21 protein-coding genes and 1 pseudogene are annotated in these 20,995 nt (G+C 63.4%); 7 read left to right on the top strand and 15 right to left on the bottom strand.

Translation table 11 applies throughout. The annotated features are described in order from the left end of the window. Nucleotides 1-440 precede the first annotated feature (440 nt). From lpdA to mdh, 13 genes are all read right to left on the bottom strand, one after another. Nucleotides 441-1,847, bottom strand: coding sequence for a dihydrolipoyl dehydrogenase (lpdA, locus tag MESS2_RS06730; protein WP_008873403.1), 1,407 nt, complete (start codon nt 1,845-1,847; stop codon nt 441-443). A 37-nt stretch (nt 1,848-1,884) separates the two neighbouring features. Then, nucleotides 1,885-2,640, bottom strand: coding sequence for an SDR family oxidoreductase (locus MESS2_RS06725; RefSeq protein ID WP_008873402.1), 756 nt, complete (start codon nt 2,638-2,640; stop codon nt 1,885-1,887). Then, nucleotides 2,637-3,146 (bottom strand): hypothetical protein, encoded by a 510-nt coding sequence (locus MESS2_RS06720; RefSeq protein ID WP_008873401.1) that lies wholly within the window; start codon nt 3,144-3,146, stop codon nt 2,637-2,639. Before MESS2_RS06720 ends, MESS2_RS06725 begins: the two co-directional genes overlap by 4 nt. Nucleotides 3,147-3,155: 9 nt before the next feature. Further along, nucleotides 3,156-3,878, bottom strand: a complete 723-nt coding sequence (locus MESS2_RS06715; RefSeq protein ID WP_040592357.1) for a DUF4241 domain-containing protein — start codon at nt 3,876-3,878, stop codon at nt 3,156-3,158. 38 nt (nt 3,879-3,916) lie between these two features. Continuing rightward, a complete protein-coding gene (gene odhB, locus MESS2_RS06710) occupies nt 3,917-5,209 on the bottom strand; it encodes a 2-oxoglutarate dehydrogenase complex dihydrolipoyllysine-residue succinyltransferase (protein WP_008873398.1) in 1,293 nt (430 codons plus the stop codon). 50 nt (nt 5,210-5,259) lie between these two features. After that, on the bottom strand, nt 5,260-8,247 hold the full coding sequence (locus tag MESS2_RS06705; RefSeq protein WP_008873397.1) for a 2-oxoglutarate dehydrogenase E1 component: 2,988 nt from the start codon (nt 8,245-8,247) through the stop codon (nt 5,260-5,262). 140 nt (nt 8,248-8,387) lie between these two features. Continuing rightward, a complete protein-coding gene (sucD, locus tag MESS2_RS06700; protein WP_008873396.1) occupies nt 8,388-9,290 on the bottom strand; it encodes a succinate--CoA ligase subunit alpha in 903 nt (300 codons plus the stop codon). Between the two features lie 27 nt (nt 9,291-9,317). Then, a complete protein-coding gene (locus tag MESS2_RS06695) occupies nt 9,318-9,734 on the bottom strand; it encodes a PIN domain-containing protein (protein ID WP_008873395.1) in 417 nt (138 codons plus the stop codon). Continuing rightward, nucleotides 9,661-9,966, bottom strand: a complete 306-nt coding sequence (locus MESS2_RS32150) for a hypothetical protein (protein ID WP_008873394.1) — start codon at nt 9,964-9,966, stop codon at nt 9,661-9,663. The genes MESS2_RS06695 and MESS2_RS32150 overlap by 74 nt, the downstream gene beginning before the upstream one ends. Nucleotides 9,967-10,049: 83 nt before the next feature. Next, nucleotides 10,050-10,547, bottom strand: a complete 498-nt coding sequence (locus MESS2_RS06690; protein WP_008873393.1) for a DUF1579 family protein — start codon at nt 10,545-10,547, stop codon at nt 10,050-10,052. A 2-nt stretch (nt 10,548-10,549) separates the two neighbouring features. Continuing rightward, nucleotides 10,550-10,921, bottom strand: a complete 372-nt coding sequence (locus MESS2_RS06685; RefSeq protein WP_008873392.1) for a cupin domain-containing protein — start codon at nt 10,919-10,921, stop codon at nt 10,550-10,552. A gap of 4 nt (nt 10,922-10,925) precedes the next feature. Next, nucleotides 10,926-12,119, bottom strand: a complete 1,194-nt coding sequence (gene sucC / locus MESS2_RS06680; RefSeq protein WP_008873391.1) for an ADP-forming succinate--CoA ligase subunit beta — start codon at nt 12,117-12,119, stop codon at nt 10,926-10,928. A 17-nt stretch (nt 12,120-12,136) separates the two neighbouring features. After that, entirely contained in the window at nt 12,137-13,105 is a 969-nt protein-coding gene (gene mdh / locus MESS2_RS06675; RefSeq protein ID WP_008873390.1) for a malate dehydrogenase, read from the bottom strand. A gap of 233 nt (nt 13,106-13,338) precedes the next feature. Between mdh and MESS2_RS06670 the strand changes: the two genes are divergently transcribed. Continuing rightward, nucleotides 13,339-13,767: a GNAT family N-acetyltransferase gene (locus MESS2_RS06670; RefSeq protein WP_008873389.1), complete on the top strand. Its 429-nt coding sequence runs from the start codon at nt 13,339-13,341 to the stop codon at nt 13,765-13,767. A gap of 74 nt (nt 13,768-13,841) precedes the next feature. Beyond that, nucleotides 13,842-14,567, top strand: a complete 726-nt coding sequence (locus MESS2_RS06665) for an isochorismatase family protein (protein ID WP_040592350.1) — start codon at nt 13,842-13,844, stop codon at nt 14,565-14,567. Between the two features lie 27 nt (nt 14,568-14,594). Here MESS2_RS06665 and zapE read toward each other — a convergent pair whose 3' ends face one another. Then, complete coding sequence (zapE, locus tag MESS2_RS06660; protein WP_008873387.1) at nt 14,595-15,836, bottom strand: cell division protein ZapE; 1,242 nt, start codon at nt 15,834-15,836, stop codon at nt 14,595-14,597. 149 nt (nt 15,837-15,985) lie between these two features. Continuing rightward, nucleotides 15,986-16,534 carry a protease inhibitor Inh/omp19 family protein gene (locus tag MESS2_RS06655; protein ID WP_008873385.1) on the bottom strand — a complete coding sequence of 183 codons (549 nt, stop codon included), beginning with the start codon at nt 16,532-16,534 and terminating at the stop codon, nt 15,986-15,988. 275 nt (nt 16,535-16,809) lie between these two features. Between MESS2_RS06655 and MESS2_RS06650 the strand changes: the two genes are divergently transcribed. The 5 genes and pseudogenes from MESS2_RS06650 to MESS2_RS06630 form a co-directional block, all read left to right on the top strand. Continuing rightward, entirely contained in the window at nt 16,810-17,820 is a 1,011-nt protein-coding gene (locus MESS2_RS06650) for an MBL fold metallo-hydrolase (protein WP_008873383.1), read from the top strand. 80 nt (nt 17,821-17,900) lie between these two features. Next, nucleotides 17,901-18,062 (top strand): DUF1328 family protein, encoded by a 162-nt coding sequence (locus MESS2_RS30705; protein ID WP_006327034.1) that lies wholly within the window; start codon nt 17,901-17,903, stop codon nt 18,060-18,062. 72 nt (nt 18,063-18,134) lie between these two features. Then, complete coding sequence (gene dapF, locus MESS2_RS06640) at nt 18,135-19,019, top strand: diaminopimelate epimerase (RefSeq protein WP_008873382.1); 885 nt, start codon at nt 18,135-18,137, stop codon at nt 19,017-19,019. After that, on the top strand, nt 19,019-20,338 hold the full coding sequence (gene mtaB, locus MESS2_RS06635; protein ID WP_008873381.1) for a tRNA (N(6)-L-threonylcarbamoyladenosine(37)-C(2))-methylthiotransferase MtaB: 1,320 nt from the start codon (nt 19,019-19,021) through the stop codon (nt 20,336-20,338). The genes dapF and mtaB overlap by 1 nt, the downstream gene beginning before the upstream one ends. Nucleotides 20,339-20,350: 12 nt before the next feature. After that, nucleotides 20,351-20,995: pseudogene (locus MESS2_RS06630) on the top strand (signal recognition particle-docking protein FtsY); the annotation flags it as partial.

Here is a 20,995-nt window from a genome sequence, read left to right as displayed (position 1 = left end):
CTCCTGCCGCGCCGGCGCAGTAATCAGGCCCCTGATTTCAACGACGAACGGCCCGCTGAAAAGCGGGCCGTTTTGTTTTGGGGGCAATCGTGCCCTTCGTTATCCAAGGGTGGAGCAAACCAGGCGCCCCGTCGAGTTTCTTCACACCCCCTCTGTCCCTCCAGCATTCCCTAAACCGAAGTTCGCGGCCCTAAACCGCTGAAAGCTGAATCTTTTGAGTCGGTTGGGCCGAAAATCGCTTTTGAGAAGTGTCCATGTCTCTGTCCATTTCGCCCTTCACACCTCGGCCAATTTGTGATTCGATTCGGCTGAAAACGTTCGTTGATGCCAGTGGGGTGTGTGTCCAGTAGCGGAAAAACCCACTTTTCAGATACGCGAATCAAATCAAGCAGTTGCTTGTCTCGCGAGCGCAAACTTCGGCCTAAAATCCTGCACCGCCACTAAATATGGATCGGCTTGAAGAAAGTGGCCAGCGCCGCTTCCTTCACCGCTTCCGACATTGTCGGGTGCGCATGGCAGGTGCGGGCGAGATCTTCCGACGAGCCGCCGAACTCCATCAGCACCGCCGCCTCGTGGATCATCTCGCCGGCGCCGAAGCCGACGATATGGACGCCGAGCACGCGGTCGCTTGCCTTGTCGGCCAGGATCTTGACGAAGCCGTCGGTGTGCAGCATGGCGCGCGCCCGGGCATTGGCGGTGAACGGGAATTTTCCAATCTTGTAGTCGATGCCGGCCTTCTTCAGCTCCTCCTCGGTCTTGCCGACGGAAGCGATCTCCGGGCTGGTGTAGACGACGCTCGGGATGACATCGTAGTTCACATGCCCGGCCTGGCCGGCAATGGTCTCGGCCACCGCCACGCCTTCGTCCTCGGCCTTGTGGGCAAGCATCGGCCCGTCTATGACGTCGCCGATGGCGTAGATACCGAACACATTGGTCCTGAGATGGCCGTTGGTCTTGACCCGGCCACGCTCGTCGACGTCGACGCCCGCCTCCTTCAGCCCGAGACTGTCGGCATAGGCCCGGCGTCCCGTCGCGATCAGCACCGCGTCCGCCTCGATCGTCTCGGCGGCGCCGCCCTTGACCGGCTCGAAAGCGACGGTAGCGCCCTTCCTGGCCTTGGCGACACCGGTCACCTTGGCGCCCAGCTTGAACTCGAACCCTTGCTTGGACAGCATGCGCTGGAACTGCCTGGAGACCTCGCCATCCATGCCGCCCAAAATGGTGTCGAGGAATTCGACGACGGTGACCTTGGCGCCGAGCCGCGCCCACACCGAGCCGAGCTCCAGCCCGATGACGCCGCCGCCGACCACCACCATATGGCCAGGCACCTTGTCCAGCGACAGCGCGCCGGTCGATGACATGATCACCTTCTCGTCGATATCGACCTTGACGCCCGGAATGCCGGCGACGTCGGAGCCGGTGGCGATGACGATGTTCTTGGTCTCGATCTCCTCGACCTTGCCGTCCTCGCCGGTCACCGACACCTTGCCGGCGGACAGCACCTTGCCGGTGCCGCGAAACGAGTCGATCTTGTTCTTCTTGAACAGGAAGGCGACACCGTTGACGTTGGCCGCCACGGTCGCATCCTTGTGCGCCATCATCTTCTTCAAATTGAGCTTCGGCGCGGCGATTTCGACGCCCAGCGTATCGAAGGAATGGCCGGCCTCGGCGAACATCTCCGAGGCATGGAGCAGCGCCTTGGACGGAATGCAGCCGATGTTGAGGCAGGTGCCGCCGAAGGTCGCGTTCTTCTCGACCACCGCCGTCTTCAGGCCGAGCTGTGCCGCCTTGATGGCGCAGACATAGCCGCCGGGTCCCGATCCGATGATAACGACGTCATAAGCCATGATGGTGTCCTTCTCGCCTTTCGGATTCGCCAGGCCTTCAGCGGCCGCCGCTCACATTCAGGATAGCGCCCGTCGTATAGGACGCTTCGTCCGACAAAAGATAGAGAACCGTATGCGCCACTTCATCCGCCGTGCCCGCCCTTTTCATCGGCAGCATGTCCTTCATCCGCGCGATCCGGTCCGGCTGGCCGCCGGACGCATGGATCTCGGTATCGATGATGCCCGGCCGCACCGCATTGACGCGCACGCTTTCGGTCGCCACCTCGCGGGCCAGCCCGACGGTGAAAGTATCGATCGCGCCCTTGGACGCCGCGTAGTCGACATACTCGCCCGCCGAGCCGTGTACCGATGCGGCCGACGAGATATTGACGATGGCGCCGCCCTTGCCGCCGTGGCTGGTCGACATACGCCTGACCGCTTCGCGCGCACAGAGAAACGGTCCGACGACATTGATGCGCATCATGCGCTCCAGCCGTGCTGCGCTCATCTCGTCGACACGCGCCTTGACGTCAACGATGCCGGCATTGTTGACAAGTGCGTCGAGCCGGCCCCAGGCGCGGTCCACTGCCTCGAACATCGCAACGACATCGGCCTCGTTGGCGACATCGCCCTTGACGGCAAAAGCCTCGCCGCCAGTGGTCTTGATCTCCGCGACCAGCGCCTTGGCGGCAGCTTCGTTCGACGCGTAGTTGACCGCGACACGGTAGCCGGCCGCGGCACCCAGCCGGCAGATGGCGGCGCCAATGCCGCGGCTGCCGCCGGTGACCAGCAGCACCTTTTGCGCAGCGCTCATTCCTGGCAACCCTTCAGCGCAAAGACATCCCACGGCACTTTCGAAAACCCGTTCTCACCATAAGCCGCCGACATTTGCAGCGACGGTCCGAGGTCGGGAAAGATCAGCGTCTTCGGCGCGTCGACGCCTTCAGCCGGCAGCAAGGCGATCTTGCCCTGCTCATCGGAACTGTAGATGACGCCCTCCCACACCGTGCAGGCGGCGAGCTCGTCGCCGGTGACGTCGCCGGTCGGGCATCTGTACATCAGCGAGCCATGCGGCCGCGCCACACCCTCCGTCCACATGACGATACCGTCGAGCACGACGCCCTTGTCGAGCACCATCTTGAACGTGTTGGCGACAACAGCCGATTCCACGGTCGGCCTGAAATCGATGCCGGCTTCACTCTCGGCATCGCCATAGACGGCGAGTTCCAGCGGACAGGCGGCAAGCGCCGCGGAGCTGGTAAACAAAATGGCCAGCAACCCAGCTAAATATCCGATGGGAGGCGATAGGGTGCTTTGCATCGCGGCGGTCTAATTTCTCTCGCGCCCATCGGCGTTTTCCAGCACGCCGAAGTCGGTCGTCAGCAACAGCGGTTCGCCCGCCGCGTCCAGTCCCCAGAACGATGGATAAAACCCGTCGCCCAACCCGCTCCAGAACATCGCGATGTTGACGGGGTTGCCGGCAACCGGGTGATGCATCACGAACCTGTCCTGATTGGGGGCAAATTCGGCTGCCAGCACATCATCATAGTAGTTTTCGTCGGCTTTCAGCCTGTCCCGCTGCTCCGACATCAACGCCATGGCCGTCTTGTCCATGAACGAACCAAGGCCGGCATCGACGGGATAGCCGAACATCTCGTCGCTCTTCAACGTGGCGACATCCTGGCCCGGCACGGTAGCCAACTCCCAGCGAACCGGCGTGCCGGGCCTGAAACGCAGCATCGCTACGGCGACACGGCCTTGCGCTTCCAACAGCGAAACCGGGTAGCGCCCTGGTTTGACCTTGCGGCTCAAGGCCGGTGTCTCGACGCCGCTCACCAGAGGGTCACAGGCAATGATCTCGCCCGTCGGCAATTCAAGCTCGCCGATCGGGGTGACCGTGATCTGTCGCTCCGCCAGTTCGGTATCGCTCAGGGCGAAAACCCCAAGATTGCTGCTCGCCTTGGTCACGTCCCAGTCGGCGGCGAGCGCCATGGATGGCAAAGCGGAAAAAATGCCAAGCCAGACGAGGCTACGTCGAAACGATCGCCGCATGGCACGCAGCCAACCAGCCATGGCGCGATCGGCTTCGCTCACAGATCGAGCACCATCCGCTCCGGATCCTCCAGGCTTTCCTTGACGCGGACCAGGAAGGTCACCGCTTCCTTGCCGTCGACGATACGGTGATCGTAGGAAAGCGCCAGATACATCATCGGCCGGATCACGATCTGGCCGCCGACCGCCACCGGCCGGTCCTGGATTTTGTGCATGCCCAGAATGCCCGACTGCGGCGCATTGAGGATCGGCGTCGACATCAGCGAGCCGTAGACGCCGCCGTTGGAAATCGTAAACGTGCCGCCCTGCATGTCAGCAACCGAGAGCTTGCCGTCACGTGCCGCGAGCCCCAGCCTGCCGATCTCCTTCTCGATCTCGGCGATAGACATCTGGTCGGCGTTGCGCACGACAGGCACGACGAGGCCTTTGTCGGTGCCGACGGCAACGCCGATATGGGCATAGTTCTTGAAGATGATGTCGGTGCCGTCGATCTCGGCATTGACCGAGGGGATCTCCTTCAACGCATGGGTGACGGCCTTGGTGAAGAAGCCCATGAAGCCGAGCTTCACCCCGTGCTTCTTTTCGAACACATCCTTGTACTTGGTCCGCAGCGCCATCACCGCTGACATGTCGACCTCGTTGAAGGTGGTCAGCATGGCGGCGGTCGACTGCGCTTCCTTGAGCCGGCGCGCGATGGTCTGGCGCAGCTTGGTCATGCGCACGCGCTCCTCGCGGGCTGCATCGTCACCCGAGGACGGCGCGCGCGCGGCAACCGGGGCCGCCTTCGGCATCTCGGCCGGCTGCGACGGCGCGCCCCTGGCGATCGCATCGAGCACATCGCCCTTCAGCACCTGGCCGCGCTTGCCGGAGCCCGGGATCTGATCGACCGCGAGATTGTTCTCGGCCAGCAGCTTGGCCGCCGACGGCGCCGGCGGCATGGTGCGCGCCTCGATCGGGCCGGCATCGCCGGCGATCTTGGCGGTCTCGGCTGCTGCCTGCTTGACGGTGTGCGCTGCCGTCGGCGCCGAGGCCTGCGACACTGCCTCGTGCTTTTCGGGAGCGGCCTTGGCTTCCGGAGCCGCCTTGGCGCCGTCGCCCGCCGAAATCGTCCCCAGCAGGGCACCGACCTCGACCGTCTCGCCCTCCTTGGCAGCAATCTCACCCAGCGTCCCAGCGGTAGCGGCTGGTACTTCCACCGTCACCTTGTCGGTTTCGAGCTCGACCAGCGGCTCGTCGGCGGCGATCGCGTCGCCCACCTTCTTGAACCATTTGCCGATGGTCGCCTCGGTGACGGATTCGCCGAGAGTGGGGACGCGGATTTCGGTAGCCATTGTGCCTGTCCGTTCTGTCTCGTTTGAGGTTCTATTCGCCCAATTCTGTTCTATTCACCGAGCGCGTCTTCGAGCAAGGCGGCAAGCTGGGCCAGATGCTTCGACATCAACCCGGTCGCCGGCGACGCCGCGGCCGGCCGGCCGGTATAGCGCACCCGCTGGTGCTTGGCGTCGATATGCGCCAGCACCCATTCCAGATAGGGGTCTATGAACGACCAGGCGCCCATGTTCTTGGGCTCCTCCTGGCACCACACCATCTCGGCATTGCGGAAACGCGACAGTTCGGTGATCAGCGCCTTGGCCGGGAACGGATAGAGCTGTTCGACGCGCAGCAGGTAGATGTCGTTGATGCCGCGCTTCTCGCGCTCCTCATAGAGGTCGTAATAGACCTTGCCTGAGCAGAGCACGACACGGCGGATCTTCGAATCCTTGACGAGCTTGATCGCCTGACCCTGCAGCAGCTGGGCATCGTCCCACAACAGCCGGTGGAACGCGCTTTCGCCCGAGATCTCCGGCAGCGTCGACACCGCCCGCTTGTGGCGCAGCAGCGACTTCGGCGTCATCAGGATCAGCGGCTTGCGGAAGTCCCGCTTCAGCTGCCGGCGCAGGATGTGGAAATAGTTAGCCGGCGTCGTGCAATTGGCCACCTGCATGTTGTCTTCGGCGCAAAGCTGCAGGAAGCGCTCGAGCCTGGCCGACGAATGTTCCGGTCCCTGGCCCTCGTAACCATGCGGCAGCAGGCAGACGAGGCCCGACATGCGCAGCCACTTGCGCTCGCCCGACGAGATGAACTGGTCAAACACCACCTGGGCGCCGTTGGCGAAGTCGCCGAACTGCGCCTCCCACAGTGTCAGCGCCTTCGGCTCGGCCAGGCTGTAGCCATATTCGAAGCCGAGCACGGCCTCTTCCGACAGCATCGAGTTGATGACCTCGAAACCGGCCTGCGCGGCCGACAGATTGTTGAGCGGGATGTAGCGGGTCTCGTCGCGCTGGTCGTAGAGCACGGAATGGCGCTGCGAGAAGGTGCCGCGTTCCGAATCCTGCCCGGACAGCCGGATCGGATTGCCGTCGAGCAGGATGGCGCCGAAGGCCAGCGCTTCGGCCGTCGACCAGTCGATGCCTTCGCCCGACTCGATTGCCTGGCGACGGTTCTCGAGGAAGCGCAAGATCGTCTTGTGCGCCTCGAAATCCTTCGGCACCTCGGTCAGCTTCTTGCCGATCTCCTTCAGCGTCTTGACCGGCACGGCGGTCTTGCCGCGCCGCTGTTCGTCCTGGTTGTCGGCGGTGCGCAGGCCCGACCAGGCGCCGTCCAGCCAGTCGGCCTTGTTCGGCTTGTAGTGCTGGCCGACCTCCCATTCGGACTCGAGATGCGCCCGCCAGTCGGCCTTCATCTTGTCGAATTCGGCCTGGGTGATGTGGCCCTCGGCGATCAGCCGGTCGGCATAGATCTGCACCGTCGTCTTGTGCTTGCGGATGTTGGCGTACATGATCGGCTGGGTGAAGGCCGGCTCATCGCCCTCATTGTGGCCGAAGCGGCGGTAGCAGAACATGTCCACCACCACCGGCTTGTGGAACTTCATGCGGAACTCGATCGCCACCTTGGCGGCGTGGACCGTGGCTTCCGGGTCGTCGCCATTGACGTGGAAGATCGGCGCTTCGATCATCTTGGCCACGTCGGAAGGATAGGGCGAGGAGCGCGAGAAACGCGGATTGGTGGTGAAGCCGATCTGGTTGTTGATGATGAAGTGCAACGTGCCGGCGACGCGGTGGCCGCGCAGGCCCGACAGGCCGAGGATTTCGGCGATCACGCCCTGGCCGGCGAAGGCGGCGTCGCCATGCAGCAGCAGCGGCAGCACCTTGGCGCGCTCTTCCAGCGGCACGATCTCCTCGCGGCTGCGGCCGAACAGATAATCCTGCTTGGCGCGCGCCTTGCCCATCACCACCGGATCGACGATTTCCAGATGCGAAGGGTTGGCGGTCAAGGACAAATGCACCTTGTTGCCGTCGAATTCGCGGTCCGACGAGGCGCCGAGATGGTACTTGACGTCACCCGAACCTTCGACCTCGTCGGGCGCGGCCGAGCCACCCTTGAATTCGTGGAAGATGGCGCGGTGCGGCTTGGCCATCACCTGGGAGAGAACGTTCAGCCGGCCGCGATGCGCCATGCCGAGCACGATCTCCTTCATGCCGAGCTGGCCGCCGCGCTTGATGATCTGCTCCAGCGCCGGGATCAGTCCTTCGCTGCCATCGAGGCCGAAGCGCTTGGTGCCCTTGTACTTGACGTCGATGAACTGCTCGAAACCTTCGGCCTCGACCAGCTTCTGCAGGATCGCCTTCTTGCCGGGAGCGGTAAAAGTGATCTCCTTGTCGGCGCCTTCGATGCGCGCCTGGATCCAGGCCTTCTCCTCGGGATCGGAAATGTGCATGAACTCGACGCCGAGCGTCGAGCAATAGGTGCGGGTCAGGATATCCAGCATCTGCCGGATGGTGCCGAATTCGAGCCCGAGCACATTGTCGAGGAAGATCGGCCGGTCGTAATCGGCTGATGTGAAGCCGTAATTCTCCGGCGACAGCTCGTTGTAATCCTCGAGCGGCTTGGCGATGCCGAGCGGGTCGAGATTGGCGTGCAGATGGCCGCGCATGCGGTAGGCACGGATCATCATGATGGCGCGCACCGAATCGCGCGTCGCCTGGTGCACGTCGGCGTCGGAAAGCACGGCGCCGTTGACGACCGCCTTCTCCTTGACCTTCTTCTCGACCGCCTTTTCGATGAGGCCCCAATTGCCGTCGAGCGCCGAAACCAGTTCGCCATTGGTCTGCAGCGGCCAGGAGGGCCTGGCCCATGAGGCGCCCTTGGCGTTCTTGCGGACATCGCCGGCGTCGTCCTTCAGCGCCGCGAAGAAATCCTGCCATTCGGGATTGACCGATTCGGGATCGTCCTCATAGGCGGCATGCAGCGCCTCGATATAGTCGGCGTTGCCGCCATAGAGGAAAGAGGTAAGCGAAAACTGGTCGTTGGCCTGATCTTGTCTTGCCATTTTGTCCGCGGAGCCTGGCTCCGTCTCCTTTTCAGGGTGAATGGTGAATAGTGAATGGTGAATAGTCAGTCGAAATTTGGGAATTCCCTTCGCTTCGCATCGCTACTCACCCGTTCTTGCCATTCACTATTCACCATTCACTAACCCTTAATCGCCTCGACCAGGGTCGTGCCGAGTCTTGCCGGCGACGGCGAAACCTTGATCCCGGCCGATTCCATCGCCGCGATCTTGTCTTCGGCGCCGCCCTTGCCGCCGGAGATGACCGCGCCCGCATGACCCATGGTGCGGCCGGCCGGCGCCGTACGGCCGGCAATGAAGCCGGCCATCGGCTTCCTGCGGCCGCGTTTGGCCTCGTCCTTGAGGAACTGCGCGGCGTCTTCCTCGGCCGAACCGCCGATCTCGCCGATCATGATGATCGACTTGGTCTCGTCGTCGGCGAGGAACATCTCCAGCACGTCGATGAACTCCGTGCCTTTGACCGGATCGCCGCCAATGCCGACGGCGGTGGTCTGGCCGAGGCCGACATTGGTGGTCTGGAACACTGCTTCATAGGTAAGCGTTCCCGAGCGGGAAACAACGCCCACCGAACCCTTGCGGAAGATGTTGCCGGGCATGATGCCGATCTTGCATTCGTCGGGCGTCAGCACACCCGGGCAGTTGGGGCCGATCAGCCGCGATTGGGAGCGGTCGAGCCTTGCCTTGACCTTGACCATGTCCATCACCGGAATGCCTTCGGTGATGCAGATGATCAGCGGGATCTCGGCTTCGATCGCTTCCAGGATCGCCTCGGCCGCACCCGCTGGCGGCACATAGACGACGGAAGCGTTGGCGCCGGTCTTGGCCTTGCCTTCGGCGACGGTAGCGAAGATCGGCAGGTTCTCGCCCTTGGCGCCGGTCCAGGTCTCGCCGCCCTTCTTGGGATGGATGCCGCCGACCATTTTCGTGCCGTGATAGGCCAGCGCCTGTTCCGTATGGAACGTGCCGGTCTTGCCGGTCAGGCCCTGCACGAGCACCTTGGTGTTCTTGTCGACGAGAATGGACATGGGTGAGAACGCCTCTGAATTCAGCGATTACAAGAAAGGATTGACGGCTCGGACCGAGCCATAAACCTGGTTGTGGTTGAGATCTTCGGTGTAGAAAATCGGTGCGCCGAGATACCCGGCCGCGGCGAGAAGCGCGGCGTCGTAGTAGTGAATTCCGTAGCGGCGCGCGAGGTCCAGTCCCGCGCGAACATAGCTTTCGTCGACCGGCACCAGCGGGCAGGTTCCGAGCAAGACCAGCCATTGGTCGAGCAAATCATCCCCCAGAAGGGATTTCCCTCGAGCCACTGCAACGAATTCGGCCAAGGTTTGCCCCGAAACGCCAAAGACGTTCCCCGAGATAAGGTCTTCGGCGATTGGCGCGCGGCGCGGATCACGATTCTTCTCCGAAGCCGCGTAGATCAGGACGTTCGTGTCGAGAAAGCAATCGATCTTCCCGGTCGGCATAGGCGTCCCTTCGATCCCACTTGTAGGAGGTGTCGGCGCTGTCGCTTCGTTTCGCGGCCTCGTCCATGAGCCGCTTCATTCCGGCCTTCGCCCACGCAATCCGGTCTTCCTGCTCTACTTCATGCGCAAGCAATGAACGAATGAGGGCGTTGAGAGTCGTCTTGCGACGTTCGGCAAGACCTCGCGCCTGTTCGAGCAGAGCTTCGTCCATGGCCAGAGTGACGTTTTTCATCGCACATCTCCACATAAATACACAGCCATAATATGTGTGATTATGTGTACTTCTTCAACGGCCTTGCGCACGATCTCCATCGCTCAGCCTTCCCTCAACTCGGAAGGCGAGACGCGCCGATAAAGCCCGCTCACCATGTCTTGCCAGGCATCACTGCCGGCGGGTTTGAAATGAAGTGCCATGCGGTAGGCATCGGCATCGTCGAAAATATACATCACCCGCGCGGCCCCGCGCGGCGACGACCGCTCCAGAATCAGCTCGATGCCGTTCCATTTGCCTGTGGCGGGCGACGCCGGCACGAAGCCCATGGAATCGAACTGATGCATGGTGAAGACACCGCCCGGCTGGCCGAAGCCGAAGACATTGTGGGAACCGAGCGAGACAGTGCCGTCGCGGCGCTGGCGATAGCGCTGCACCACGAACAGACCGCCGAATTCGGGCTCGGCCAGCACTTCTGGAGTCGCTGTGCCTGCATCAGTCCATTGCGTGCCCGATACGTCTTCTTCACCACGCCACGCACCGACCAGCGCCTGCAGGCGCTGGTGATCGGCCGAGAGGGAAGAGAAAGGCACCGCGTTCATGGTCAGAGTCGCTTCAGCTCAGCGACGGTGAGGTCGCTCTTGGCATTGCCGGTGTTGAGCGTCGTCGCCGGCTCGAACATCAGCACGACCGGCTGTTCGCTGAGCGAGCGCGGCCGATGCTCGACGGCGCGCGGCACGACGATGAACTCGCCGCTGCCCAGTTCCACCGTGCCGTCGCGAAAATCGATGGCGATGCGGCCGCGCAGCACCAGAAAGGCTTCGTCCTCATTGTCATGCGCATGCCAGTCGAAGACATCGCCGAACTTGGCGATCTTGACCTGGCTGTCATTCACGTCGCCGGCGATATGCGGGTCGAAGACCTTTTTGATCTTCGCGTCCGCCGCCTCGACGAGGTTTATCTTGTGCGGAGGCACAGGCTCAGCCTTTCACCGCCTTGACGATCTTCTGGGCCGCGTCATCAAGATCGTCGGCCGACACGACATTCAGGCCGCTGTCGTTGATGATCTTCTTGCCGAGTTCGGCATTGGTGCCTTCGAGCCGCACCACCAGCGGCACTTTCAGGCCGACCTCCTTGACCGCGGCGATCACGCCTTCGGCGATGACGTCGCACTTCATGATGCCGCCGAAGATGTTGATCAGGATGCCCTCGACCGCCGGATCCCGGGTGATGATCTTGAAGGCGGCCGTCACCTTCTCCTTCGACGCGCCGCCGCCGACATCGAGGAAATTGGCGGGCTCGGCGCCATAGAGCTTGATGATGTCCATCGTCGCCATGGCAAGGCCGGCGCCGTTGACCATGCAGCCGATATTGCCGTCGAGCGCGACATAGGCGAGGTCGTATTTCGACGCCTCGATCTCCTTCTCGTCCTCTTCGGTGGTGTCGCGCAGTTCCATCACGTCCGGGTGGCGGAAGAGAGCATTGTTGTCGAACGACACTTTCGCGTCGAGCACGCGCAGCCGGCCATTCTTCATGACGATCAGCGGATTGACCTCGAGCAGGCTCATGTCCTTCTCGACGAAGGCCTTGTAGAGCAGCGGAAACAGCGTCTCGCCGTCCTTGGCCGCGTCGCCATCCAGATGGTAGGCCGCGTTGATCTTTTTCACGTCGCCGGCAGTAACGCCTTTTTCGGGATCTATTGCCAGCGTGATGATCTTTTCGGGCGTGTCGTGGGCGACGCCCTCGATGTCCATGCCGCCCTCGGTGGAGACGACGAAGGCGATGCGGCCGACCGAACGGTCGACCAGCAGCGACAGATAAAGCTCGCGCTCGATGTCGGCGCCATCCTCGATATAGAGGCGGTTGACCTGCTTGCCGGCCGGGCCGGTCTGCTTGGTGACCAGCGTATGCCCAAGCATCTCCTTGACGTTGGCGACGACATCGGCCACCGACTTCGCCAGCCGCACGCCACCCTTGGCATCGGGGCCAAGCTCCTTGAACCTGCCCTTGCCGCGGCCGCCGGCATGGATCTGGCTCTTCACCACATAGAGCGGGCCGGGCAGCGCCTTGGCGGCGGCTTCCGCCTCGCTTGCCTCGAACACCGGCACGCCCTCGGCCACCGGTGCGCCAAAACCCTTCAGCAGCGCCTTGCCCTGATACTCATGGATGTTCATGGCTTCCTGTCTCCGGGTTACTTCGAGGCGAGATGCGGGGCGATCTTGACGCAGGCCTCGGTCAGGCCCTGCACCGCACCGACCGAACTGTCGAACATCTTCTGCTCGCCCTTCGAGAGCTCGATCTCGATGATGCGCTCGACACCGCCGGCGCCGATCACGACGGGAACGCCGACATAGGTGTTTTTCACGCCATATTGGCCGGAGAGATGCGCCGCGCACGGCAGCACGCGCTTCTTGTCCTTCAGATAGGCCTCGGCCATCGAGATCGCCGAAGCGGCCGGCGCATAATAGGCCGAGCCGGTCTTGAGCAGGCCGACGATCTCGGCGCCGCCGTCGCGGGTGCGCTGCACGATCTGGTCGAGCTTTTCCTTCGAGGTCCAGCCCATCTTGACGAGATCGGGCAACGGAATGCCGGCGACCGTCGAATAGCGGATCATCGGCACCATGGAATCGCCGTGGCCGCCGAGCACGAACGCGGTGACGTCCTCGACCGAGACCTTGAATTCCTCGGCCAGGAAATAGCGGAAGCGCGAACTGTCGAGCACGCCGGCCATGCCGACCACATGGGTCTTCGGCAGGCCTGAGAATTTCTGCAGCGCCCACACCATGGCGTCGAGCGGGTTGGTGATGCAGATGACGAAGGCCTTCGGTGCGTATTTCTTCAAGCCCGCGCCAACCTGTTCCATCACCTTCAGATTGATGCCCAGGAGATCGTCGCGGCTCATGCCCGGCTTGCGCGGCACGCCGGCGGTGACGATACAGACGTCGGCGCCCTCGATGCCGGCATAATCGTTGACTCCGGTCAGCCTGGAGTCGAACCCATCGACCGGCGACGACTGCGCGATATCGAGCCCCTTGCCCTGCGGAATGCCCTCGGCGATATCGAACAGCACCACGTCGCCAAGGTCCTTGAGACCGATCATGTGGGCGAGCGTGCCGCCGATCATGCCCGAGCCGATGAGGGCTATCTTGTTGCGTGCCATGTCAGGATGTTTTCCCTTTGTCTGTGACTGCGCCCAAATCTTAACGACTTGATGACGGCGTGAGGAGGAGGCCGGTATGCGGCGGAGAACCCGCGAGAATTAGCCGCACCCAATAGCTCCGGCATGGAAAATATTCAATCGATTATTTTCGAGTGAATAATTTCAATCGGTTAGAAACAATGGGAATTACGTAAACGTCAAAGTTTGCAAGCCGACTTGGGAGAGATTACACAATGACGACAGAAATCAGAAGGCTTGAAGCGGGCGATGACGCCCTTGTGAAGCGCCTCGCCGAAGACGTGTTCGACGAGCCGGTGCGACCCGACAGGCTGGCCGCCTATCTCGCTTCGGCCGGTCATCTCATGATCGTGGCGCTGGCCGACGGCGTGATCGTCGGGCAGTGCGCCGCCGTCATCCACCGCCATCCGGACAAGGCCACGGAACTCTACATTGACGAGGTCGGCGTGGCGCCCGCCTTTCAGCGCCAGGGCATCGGAAGGAAGATGCTCGACGCCATCTTCGCCCTCGGCCGGGAGCTTGGCTGCGAGGAGGCCTGGGTCGGTACCGAGCCGGACAATGGCCCGGCCCGGGCGCTTTATGAGTCGCGCAAGGAGCCGCATGGGCCGGCGGAAGATTTCGTCATGTATGCGTATGAGCTTTAGGCGAGTACTTCCTGTCGGCAACCATGGTATGGTGGCGATAATGCAATCGTCGGTGTGCGTATACGAATGGAGGGATGCTCATGGGAAAGCAATATTCAATCGAGGCGAGACCTGAACCGGTCAGCTTCGATCCGAGTCGGACTGCCGTCATGGTTATCGACATGCAGAACGATTTCGGCAGTCGCGGCGGCATGTTCGACCTTGCCGGGCTCGATGTTGCGCCGATCGGGCGTCTCATCCAGCCTATCTCACGCTTGATCGAGGCGGCGCGCGATGCGGGACTGCTCATCGTCTACACAAGGCAGGAGCACAATGCCGACCTCTCCGATGCCGGAAGCGAGGGCGCACCGCACCGGATCAAGCACAAGCGCATGAATATCGGGCGCACCGTCGCGGCTCCGGACGGCAGCGAAAGCCAGGTCCTGGTGCGCGGCACCTGGAATACGGCGATTGTTCCGGACCTCTCCCCCCGTCCCGGGGACGCCGTGATTTCGAAGCATCGCTTCAGCGCTTTCTTCGAAACCCCGCTCGACTCTATTCTGCGCGCCAGAGGCATCGACACACTGATCTTCACCGGGGCAACGACAAGCATATGCGTCGAATCGACTGTCCGTGACGCGACGTTCCGCGACTATCGCTGCATCGTGCTCAGGGATTGCACGACAGAGCTGATTGGCGCGGACACACCGCGCAGCAACCACGAGGCATCGCTGCTCGCCATCGAACTTCTTTTCGGCTGGACCGCGGAGTCTGATGCCGTGATCAGCGCCTTGGCCGAGCAACGCGCAGCCGCCGAATGATCCCGAAGAACCGGCCGGCCAGTTCGCTCACGACGGCAAGGCCCCGGCGGTTGGATCTGAAGGACGAGTAATTGTGGCTGATCGGTCGAGCGAAGGCGGCGTCCGCGCCTTTTGCCGATCCGCCCAATCTTCCAGCCAGTCGCGGCTCTGCATCTCGACCAGTCGCGACGCCGTGCGCTCGAACTCGAACACTTCGTTGCCGCGCTTGGCGGTATAGAGGTCAGGCGGCAATGCCGCCGCGCTCACCATCAGCCGCACATGATGGTCGTAGAGCGTATCGATCAACAGGATGAAGCGTTTCGCCTCGTTGCGCCGGCCTTCGCCAAGCACCGGCACATGATCGATGAAGACGGTCGAGAAGCGGGCCGCGATGGCGAGATAGTCACGGGCGCCGAGTGGCTTTTCGCAGAGATCGGCGAAGGAGAAGCGCGCCGCCTCGCCGGCGGCGGCCGGCACCACGACCTGCCGGCCCTTCACCGTCAGCGTCTTCCCGGCCGTCGGCCTGCCATGCGTCATCGCCTCCCAGGCCGCGTCGAGCGCGGCATCGGCATCGGCATTCGCGGGGGTGATGTAGACCGGCATGCGGCTGAGCTTGTCCAGCCGGTAGTCCTTGTCGGCGTCCAGCGCCAGCACATGGGTATGCCGTTCCAGTATGCCGATGAAGGGCAGGAAAAGCTGGCGGTTCAGCCCGTCGCGATAAAGATCATCAGGCGCGACATTGGAGGTGGCGACCAGCACCACGCCATTGGCAAACAGCGCCGAGAACAGCCTGGACAGGATCATCGCGTCGGCGATGTCGGTGACGGAGAATTCGTCGAAGCACAGCACCCAGGCTTCCTCGGCCAACTTGCGGGCCACCGGCGGGATCGGATCGTCCTCCTTGGCGTCGCCATTCTTGCGCGCCTGCCGGTGCTTCTGGATACGGTCCTGCACATCGGCCATGAAGTCGTTGAAATGCACGCGGCGTTTGCGCCTGACCGGCACCAGTTCGAAGAACATGTCCATCAGCATGGTCTTGCCGCGGCCGACACCGCCATGGATGTAGAGGCCCTTGACCGCCTCATGCGTCTCGCGCTTGCGGGCGAACAGCCAGCCCAGCGCGCTCGACTTGTGCGCCAGCCGCTTGGCCGAGATCTCGTCGATCAGCCGGTCGAGCGCGGCAGTGATCCGCTCCTGCGCCGGATCGCGCCCGATCGCGCCCGATACAACCAGATGGTCGTAGCGCTGCCGGACGGTCGCATGGGTCTGGAGGCCGTCACGCAGATGCATCGGTCACGTCGTTCTAGAGCAATTCCAGGAAAAGTGTGTAGCGGTTTTCTGTCCGGAATTGCGTAAAAACAAAAGACAGCAATTCCAGGAAAAGTGTGTAGCGGTTTTCCGTCCGCAATTGGGTAAAAGCAAGTAAGCGGCGGGTTTGCCTACCTTGTAAGCGAGATCGGCAGGCCATTGGAAGTCTGGCCGTCGAATTTCTCTCCACCCGAGGAATAGAGCCGCGCCAGCGCGCCGCCATTTTCGTCGTAAAGCGTCAACTGCTTGCCGGCGACGCTCCAGGATTTGATGCCGTTGATCGGCGCCGGGCACTGCAACGGTCCGGCGCGGTAGCCGGAGCCGAACTTGGTCTGCGGCGTCGCCACCTTGCAGCTCTGGCCGGACACGCTGGCGTTCCAGACGCCGGCGACGCTGGCCGCCGTCAGATCGGGAGCTCCGGCCGGCGCCGTTCCATCCGGCGGCAGCGAGGCGATCTGCGTGTTCGGCGCGGTCTGCGGCGCGGTCGGAAATTTCGCCGGGTCGGTGGTGCCGGGCGACGCCGGCGGCGGCAATTGATTCTGGGTCACCTTGCCGGCGGGCGCGGCTTCCAGCGGCGCCGGCTGCTGCTCATCCATTGACGAGAAGCGCGAGGTCGAACAACCGCTCGCAACGAGGGCGGCAAGCGACACGGCCACGAGACCGGCTTTCGAAAAATTCATTCCAACCTCCGTCGGATCCGGCTGGGCTGCCGTCCGCTTCCCCCAACAAGATGGAGAAGGTGGCGAAATTTCAACCCGATATGGTTAAAATACGGTTTGCGGTAAGATTTGTGGCAAATTTATCACGATTGGCGACACTCGGCACGGATTAAGAGCCATCCGGTTCAGGCGACGGGCCAGGGCCGCCCGCAGTCCTGGCGTCGGGTCGCCAAGCGCTTGCGCCAGCCGGCTTCAGCCCTATCTCTGATAAACCGAAACCCGCCGGAGCCGAAACCTTGGCCGCGAGAAAGAGAGCCGCCAACCGCTATTACAGCGGTCCGCCCAGCGATCATTTCGACGGCACCTTGTTCTTCAATCCCAACGGCAAGCCGCCCGGCCGTTTTTCCGACCTGCTGAAATGGCAGCTGGGCGGCGAACGCTCGAAATGGCCGGCGGCCCAGCCAAGCCCGTTTCATCAGGCAAGGCCGGCCGAGCGCATCGATGGCGCCGGGCTGCGGCTCACCATGGTCGGCCATTCCTCGCTGCTCATCCAGATTGCTGGCCTGAACATCCTGACCGACCCGGTCTGGTCGCCGCGCGTCTCGCCGCTCTCCTTTGCCGGACCGAAACGGGTCAATCCGCCGGGCATCGCCTTCTCCCATTTGCCGCCGATCGACCTGGTGCTGGTCAGCCACAACCACTACGACCATCTCGATCTCGCCACGCTGAGGCGGCTGAAGGCCAGGCACGACCCGCTGGTGCTGACGCCGCTCGGCAACGACGCCATCATCGATCAAGCTGTGCCCGGCATGCGGCTGTCGGTACATGACTGGGGCGACCGGGTCGATATCGGCAAGGACGCCGCCGTGTATGTCGAGCCGGTGCATCACTGGTCGGCGCGCGGCACGCGCGACCGTCGCATGGCGCTTTGGGCCGGCTTCGTGATCGAGACTTCGGCCGGAAAGGTCTATTTCGCCGGCGACACCGGCTTTCACGATGGCGCCAATTACCGGCTGATGGCCGAGAGACATGGCGGCTTCCGCCTCGCCATCCTGCCGATCGGCGCCTACGAGCCGCGCTGGTTCATGGCGCCACAGCACCAGAACCCGCAAGAAGCGGTGCAAGGCATGAAGCTTTGCAACGCCGCCCATGCCGCCGGCTGCCACTGGGGCACGTTCCAGCTCACCAACGAGCCGATCGACGAGCCGGCCCGGAAACTGGCCGAGGCGCTGGACGCCGAAGGCCTGCCGCAGGAATGCTTTCGCGCCTTGCGGCCCGGCGAGGTCTGGGACGTGCCGGCGGTCTGAACGGCAGGGGCCGGACGGCGGAACCCAAGCCTTCGAAACGCGTTGCCTCCACAACGCATTTTGGCCGAGAGCCGATTTCCATGATCAAATGGATCATCATTCTTCTGATCGTCGCTGCCGCGGCAAGCCTGCTCGGCATGCCGGCGCTGGCCGGAGCCGCCGCCACCGGCGCTCGCATCCTCATCGGCATCGTTCTCCTGATCTTCCTGCTGATCGTGCTTGGCGTCTTCGCGGTGACGTGAGATAGCGCCGCACTGGTAATTCCCGCCCGTTTCCGCCATATAGCGCCAAACGGACACTGAGTGACCCCAACAATGGCAGGCACGGCCTCTTTCGCCAAGATGAACGGCATCGGCAACGAGATCATCGTTGCCGACATGCGCGGTCGTGCCGACCGGGTGACCGCTCCGGCAGCCATTGCGCTGAACGCCGATGCTGCGACCAAGTTCGATCAGATCATGGCGATCCACGACGCCAGAACCCCGGGCACCGCCTTCTTCATCGACATATTGAATTCCGATGGCTCCAGTGCGCAGGCCTGCGGCAACGGCATGCGCTGCGTCGTCCAGGCGCTCGCCGCCGAGACCGGCCAGAAGACCTTCATCTTCGAGACCGTTGCCGGCATCCTCAACGCGCGCGAGCATGCCGACGGGTCGATCTCGGTCGACATGGGCGCACCGCGTTTTGGCTGGCAGGATATCCCGCTGGCCGAGGAGTTCCGCGACACCCGAATGATCGAGTTGCAGATCGGCCCGATCGATGCGCCGGTGCTGCATTCGCCCTCTGTCGTCTCGATGGGCAACCCGCACGCCATCTTCTGGGTCGACCGCGATGTCTGGTCCTACGAACTCGACCGTTTCGGCCCGTTGCTCGAGAACCATCCTATCTTCCCCGAGCGCGCCAACATCACCATTGCGCAGGTCACTTCGCCCGAGACCATGGTCATCCGCACCTGGGAGCGCGGCGCCGGTCTGACCAAGGCCTGCGGCTCGGCCGCCTGTGCCGCCGTCGTCGCTGCCGCCCGCACCAAGCGCACCGGGCGCAGCGTCACGCTGATGACCCCCGGCGGCGGTGCGCTCCATGTCGAATGGCGCGACGACGACCACGTCATCCTCACCGGGGCTGCCGAATGGGAATTTTCCGGCAGCTTCGACCCGTCGAGCGGCGCCTGGGCGCGCGACACCGAAAGCGCCGCCTGATGCCCGCGCTTCCCAACAAGGGGCCGGTTCTTCCCAAGGGAATTGAGGTCGTCACCTTCGGCTGCCGGCTGAACACCTATGAGTCCGAAGTGATGCGCCGCGAGGCGGAAAGCGCCGGCCTCGGTGCGCTGGAAGGCGGCGCCATCATCTTCAACACCTGCGCCGTCACCGGCGAAGCGGTGCGCCAGGCCAGGCAGTCGATCAGAAAAGCCCGCCGCGAGAACCCGGCCGCCCGCATCATCGTCACCGGCTGCGCAGCGCAGACCGAGCCGCGGAATTTCGTCGCCATGGACGAGGTTGATCTCGTGCTCGGCAACGAGGAGAAGCTCAAGGCGAACTCCTATCGCGCGCTGCCCGACTTCGGCGTCAACGACACCGAAAAGGCGCGCGTCAACGACATCTTTTCGGTGCGCGAGACGGCCGGCCACATGGTCGACGCCATCGAGGGCCGGGCGCGCGCCTTCGTGCAAGTGCAGAATGGCTGCGACCACCGCTGCACCTTCTGCATCATTCCCTATGGCCGCGGCAATTCGCGCTCGGTGCCGATGGGCGCCGTGGTCGAGCAGATCAAGCGGCTCAGCGACAATGGCTATGCCGAGATCGTGCTGACCGGGGTCGACATGACCAGCTTCGGCGCCGACCTACCCGGCGCACCGAAACTTGGTAAACTGGTCAAGACGATCCTGAAGCAGGTGCAAGGCGTAAAACGCCTGCGGCTGTCTTCCATCGATTCGATCGAGGCCGACGAGGATTTGCTCGATGCCATCGCCACCGAGCCGCGGCTGATGCCGCATCTGCATTTGTCGCTGCAATCCGGCGACGACATGGTCCTGAAGCGGATGAAGCGGCGGCATCTGCGCGACCAGTCGATCCGCTTCTGCGAGGATGTCAGGAAACTGCGCCCTGGCATCGTCTTCGGCGCCGATATCATCGCCGGCTTTCCGACCGAGACCGAGGCGATGTTCGAGAATTCCGAAAAAATCGTTAGGGAATGCGGGCTGACGCATCTGCACGTCTTCCCGTTTTCGCCCCGCGAAGGCACGCCCGCCGCGCGCATGCCGCAGGTCCGCCGCGAAGTGGTCAAGCAGCGCGCCGCCCGGCTGCGCGCAGCCGGTGAAGCCGCTTATGTCAGGCATTTGTCTTCGCTCGCCGGCACCCGCCAATCGATCCTGGTCGAACGCGACGGCCTCGGCCGCACTGAAGGGTTTACCCTTGCCGCGATCGCTGCAGGCGCGCCGGGCGAGATTGTCGAGGCCGATATCGCCGGCCATGACGGCGCCCGCCTGATCGCGGCACCGCTTGCTGCCCGCGCCGCCTGAGACAGCTGAAGCATGGCCGGTTTTTTCAAGAAGATATTTTCGTTCGGCAAGAAGGAAGTCGTCGAGGAGCGCATCGACGAGACCGCCCCGCTGCCGCCGATCAAATGGGACGCGCTGGAGGCGCTGAAGCCGGCGGCCGAGCAGACCGTTCCGGAATTCCTGAAGCGCGAAGGGACGGAGCCCGGAGCGGAAGCCGCCCCAAAGCCTTCGGTCGAGCCCGAGGCACCACCACCCCAGCCAGCACCTGAAGAGCCAAAGCCTGAGCAGACCCCGGCCATCCCGCCCGCGCCGGAGCCAACCGTTCCATCGGAGCCGGAACCTCTGCCGGAGCCCGAGCCTGTAGAAGAGCCGGAACCTGCGCCGGAGACGCCCGCCGAGCCGCCGGCGCCCAAGGAAATTCCAACACCGCCAGTCGTTCCCGAGCCTGCCCGCGAACCGCAGCCGCAGGAAGTACCGCCTCCCGCGCCAGCCGAGCCGGAGATCGTCCCGTCCCGTCCGGAACCGCAGCCGGAACCCGCGCCCGTCGAAGTGCCGACGCCGCCTGCAGAAGTTCCGGCGGAGACGCCGGCGCCCGAGGTGCCACCGCCGACCTCGTCGCCTGCGCAGCCAGCTTCAGACGTCGCTGCTGCCCCTCATCCGCCTGCCGGCTCCTTCTCC

Origin of the sequence: Mesorhizobium metallidurans STM 2683 (genome assembly GCF_000350085.1) — a bacterium.
In the GTDB taxonomy this organism is placed as follows: domain Bacteria; phylum Pseudomonadota; class Alphaproteobacteria; order Rhizobiales; family Rhizobiaceae; genus Mesorhizobium; species Mesorhizobium metallidurans.
Note: the sequence above shows the minus strand (reverse complement) of the source record. Positions and strands in the feature narration are given on the sequence as shown.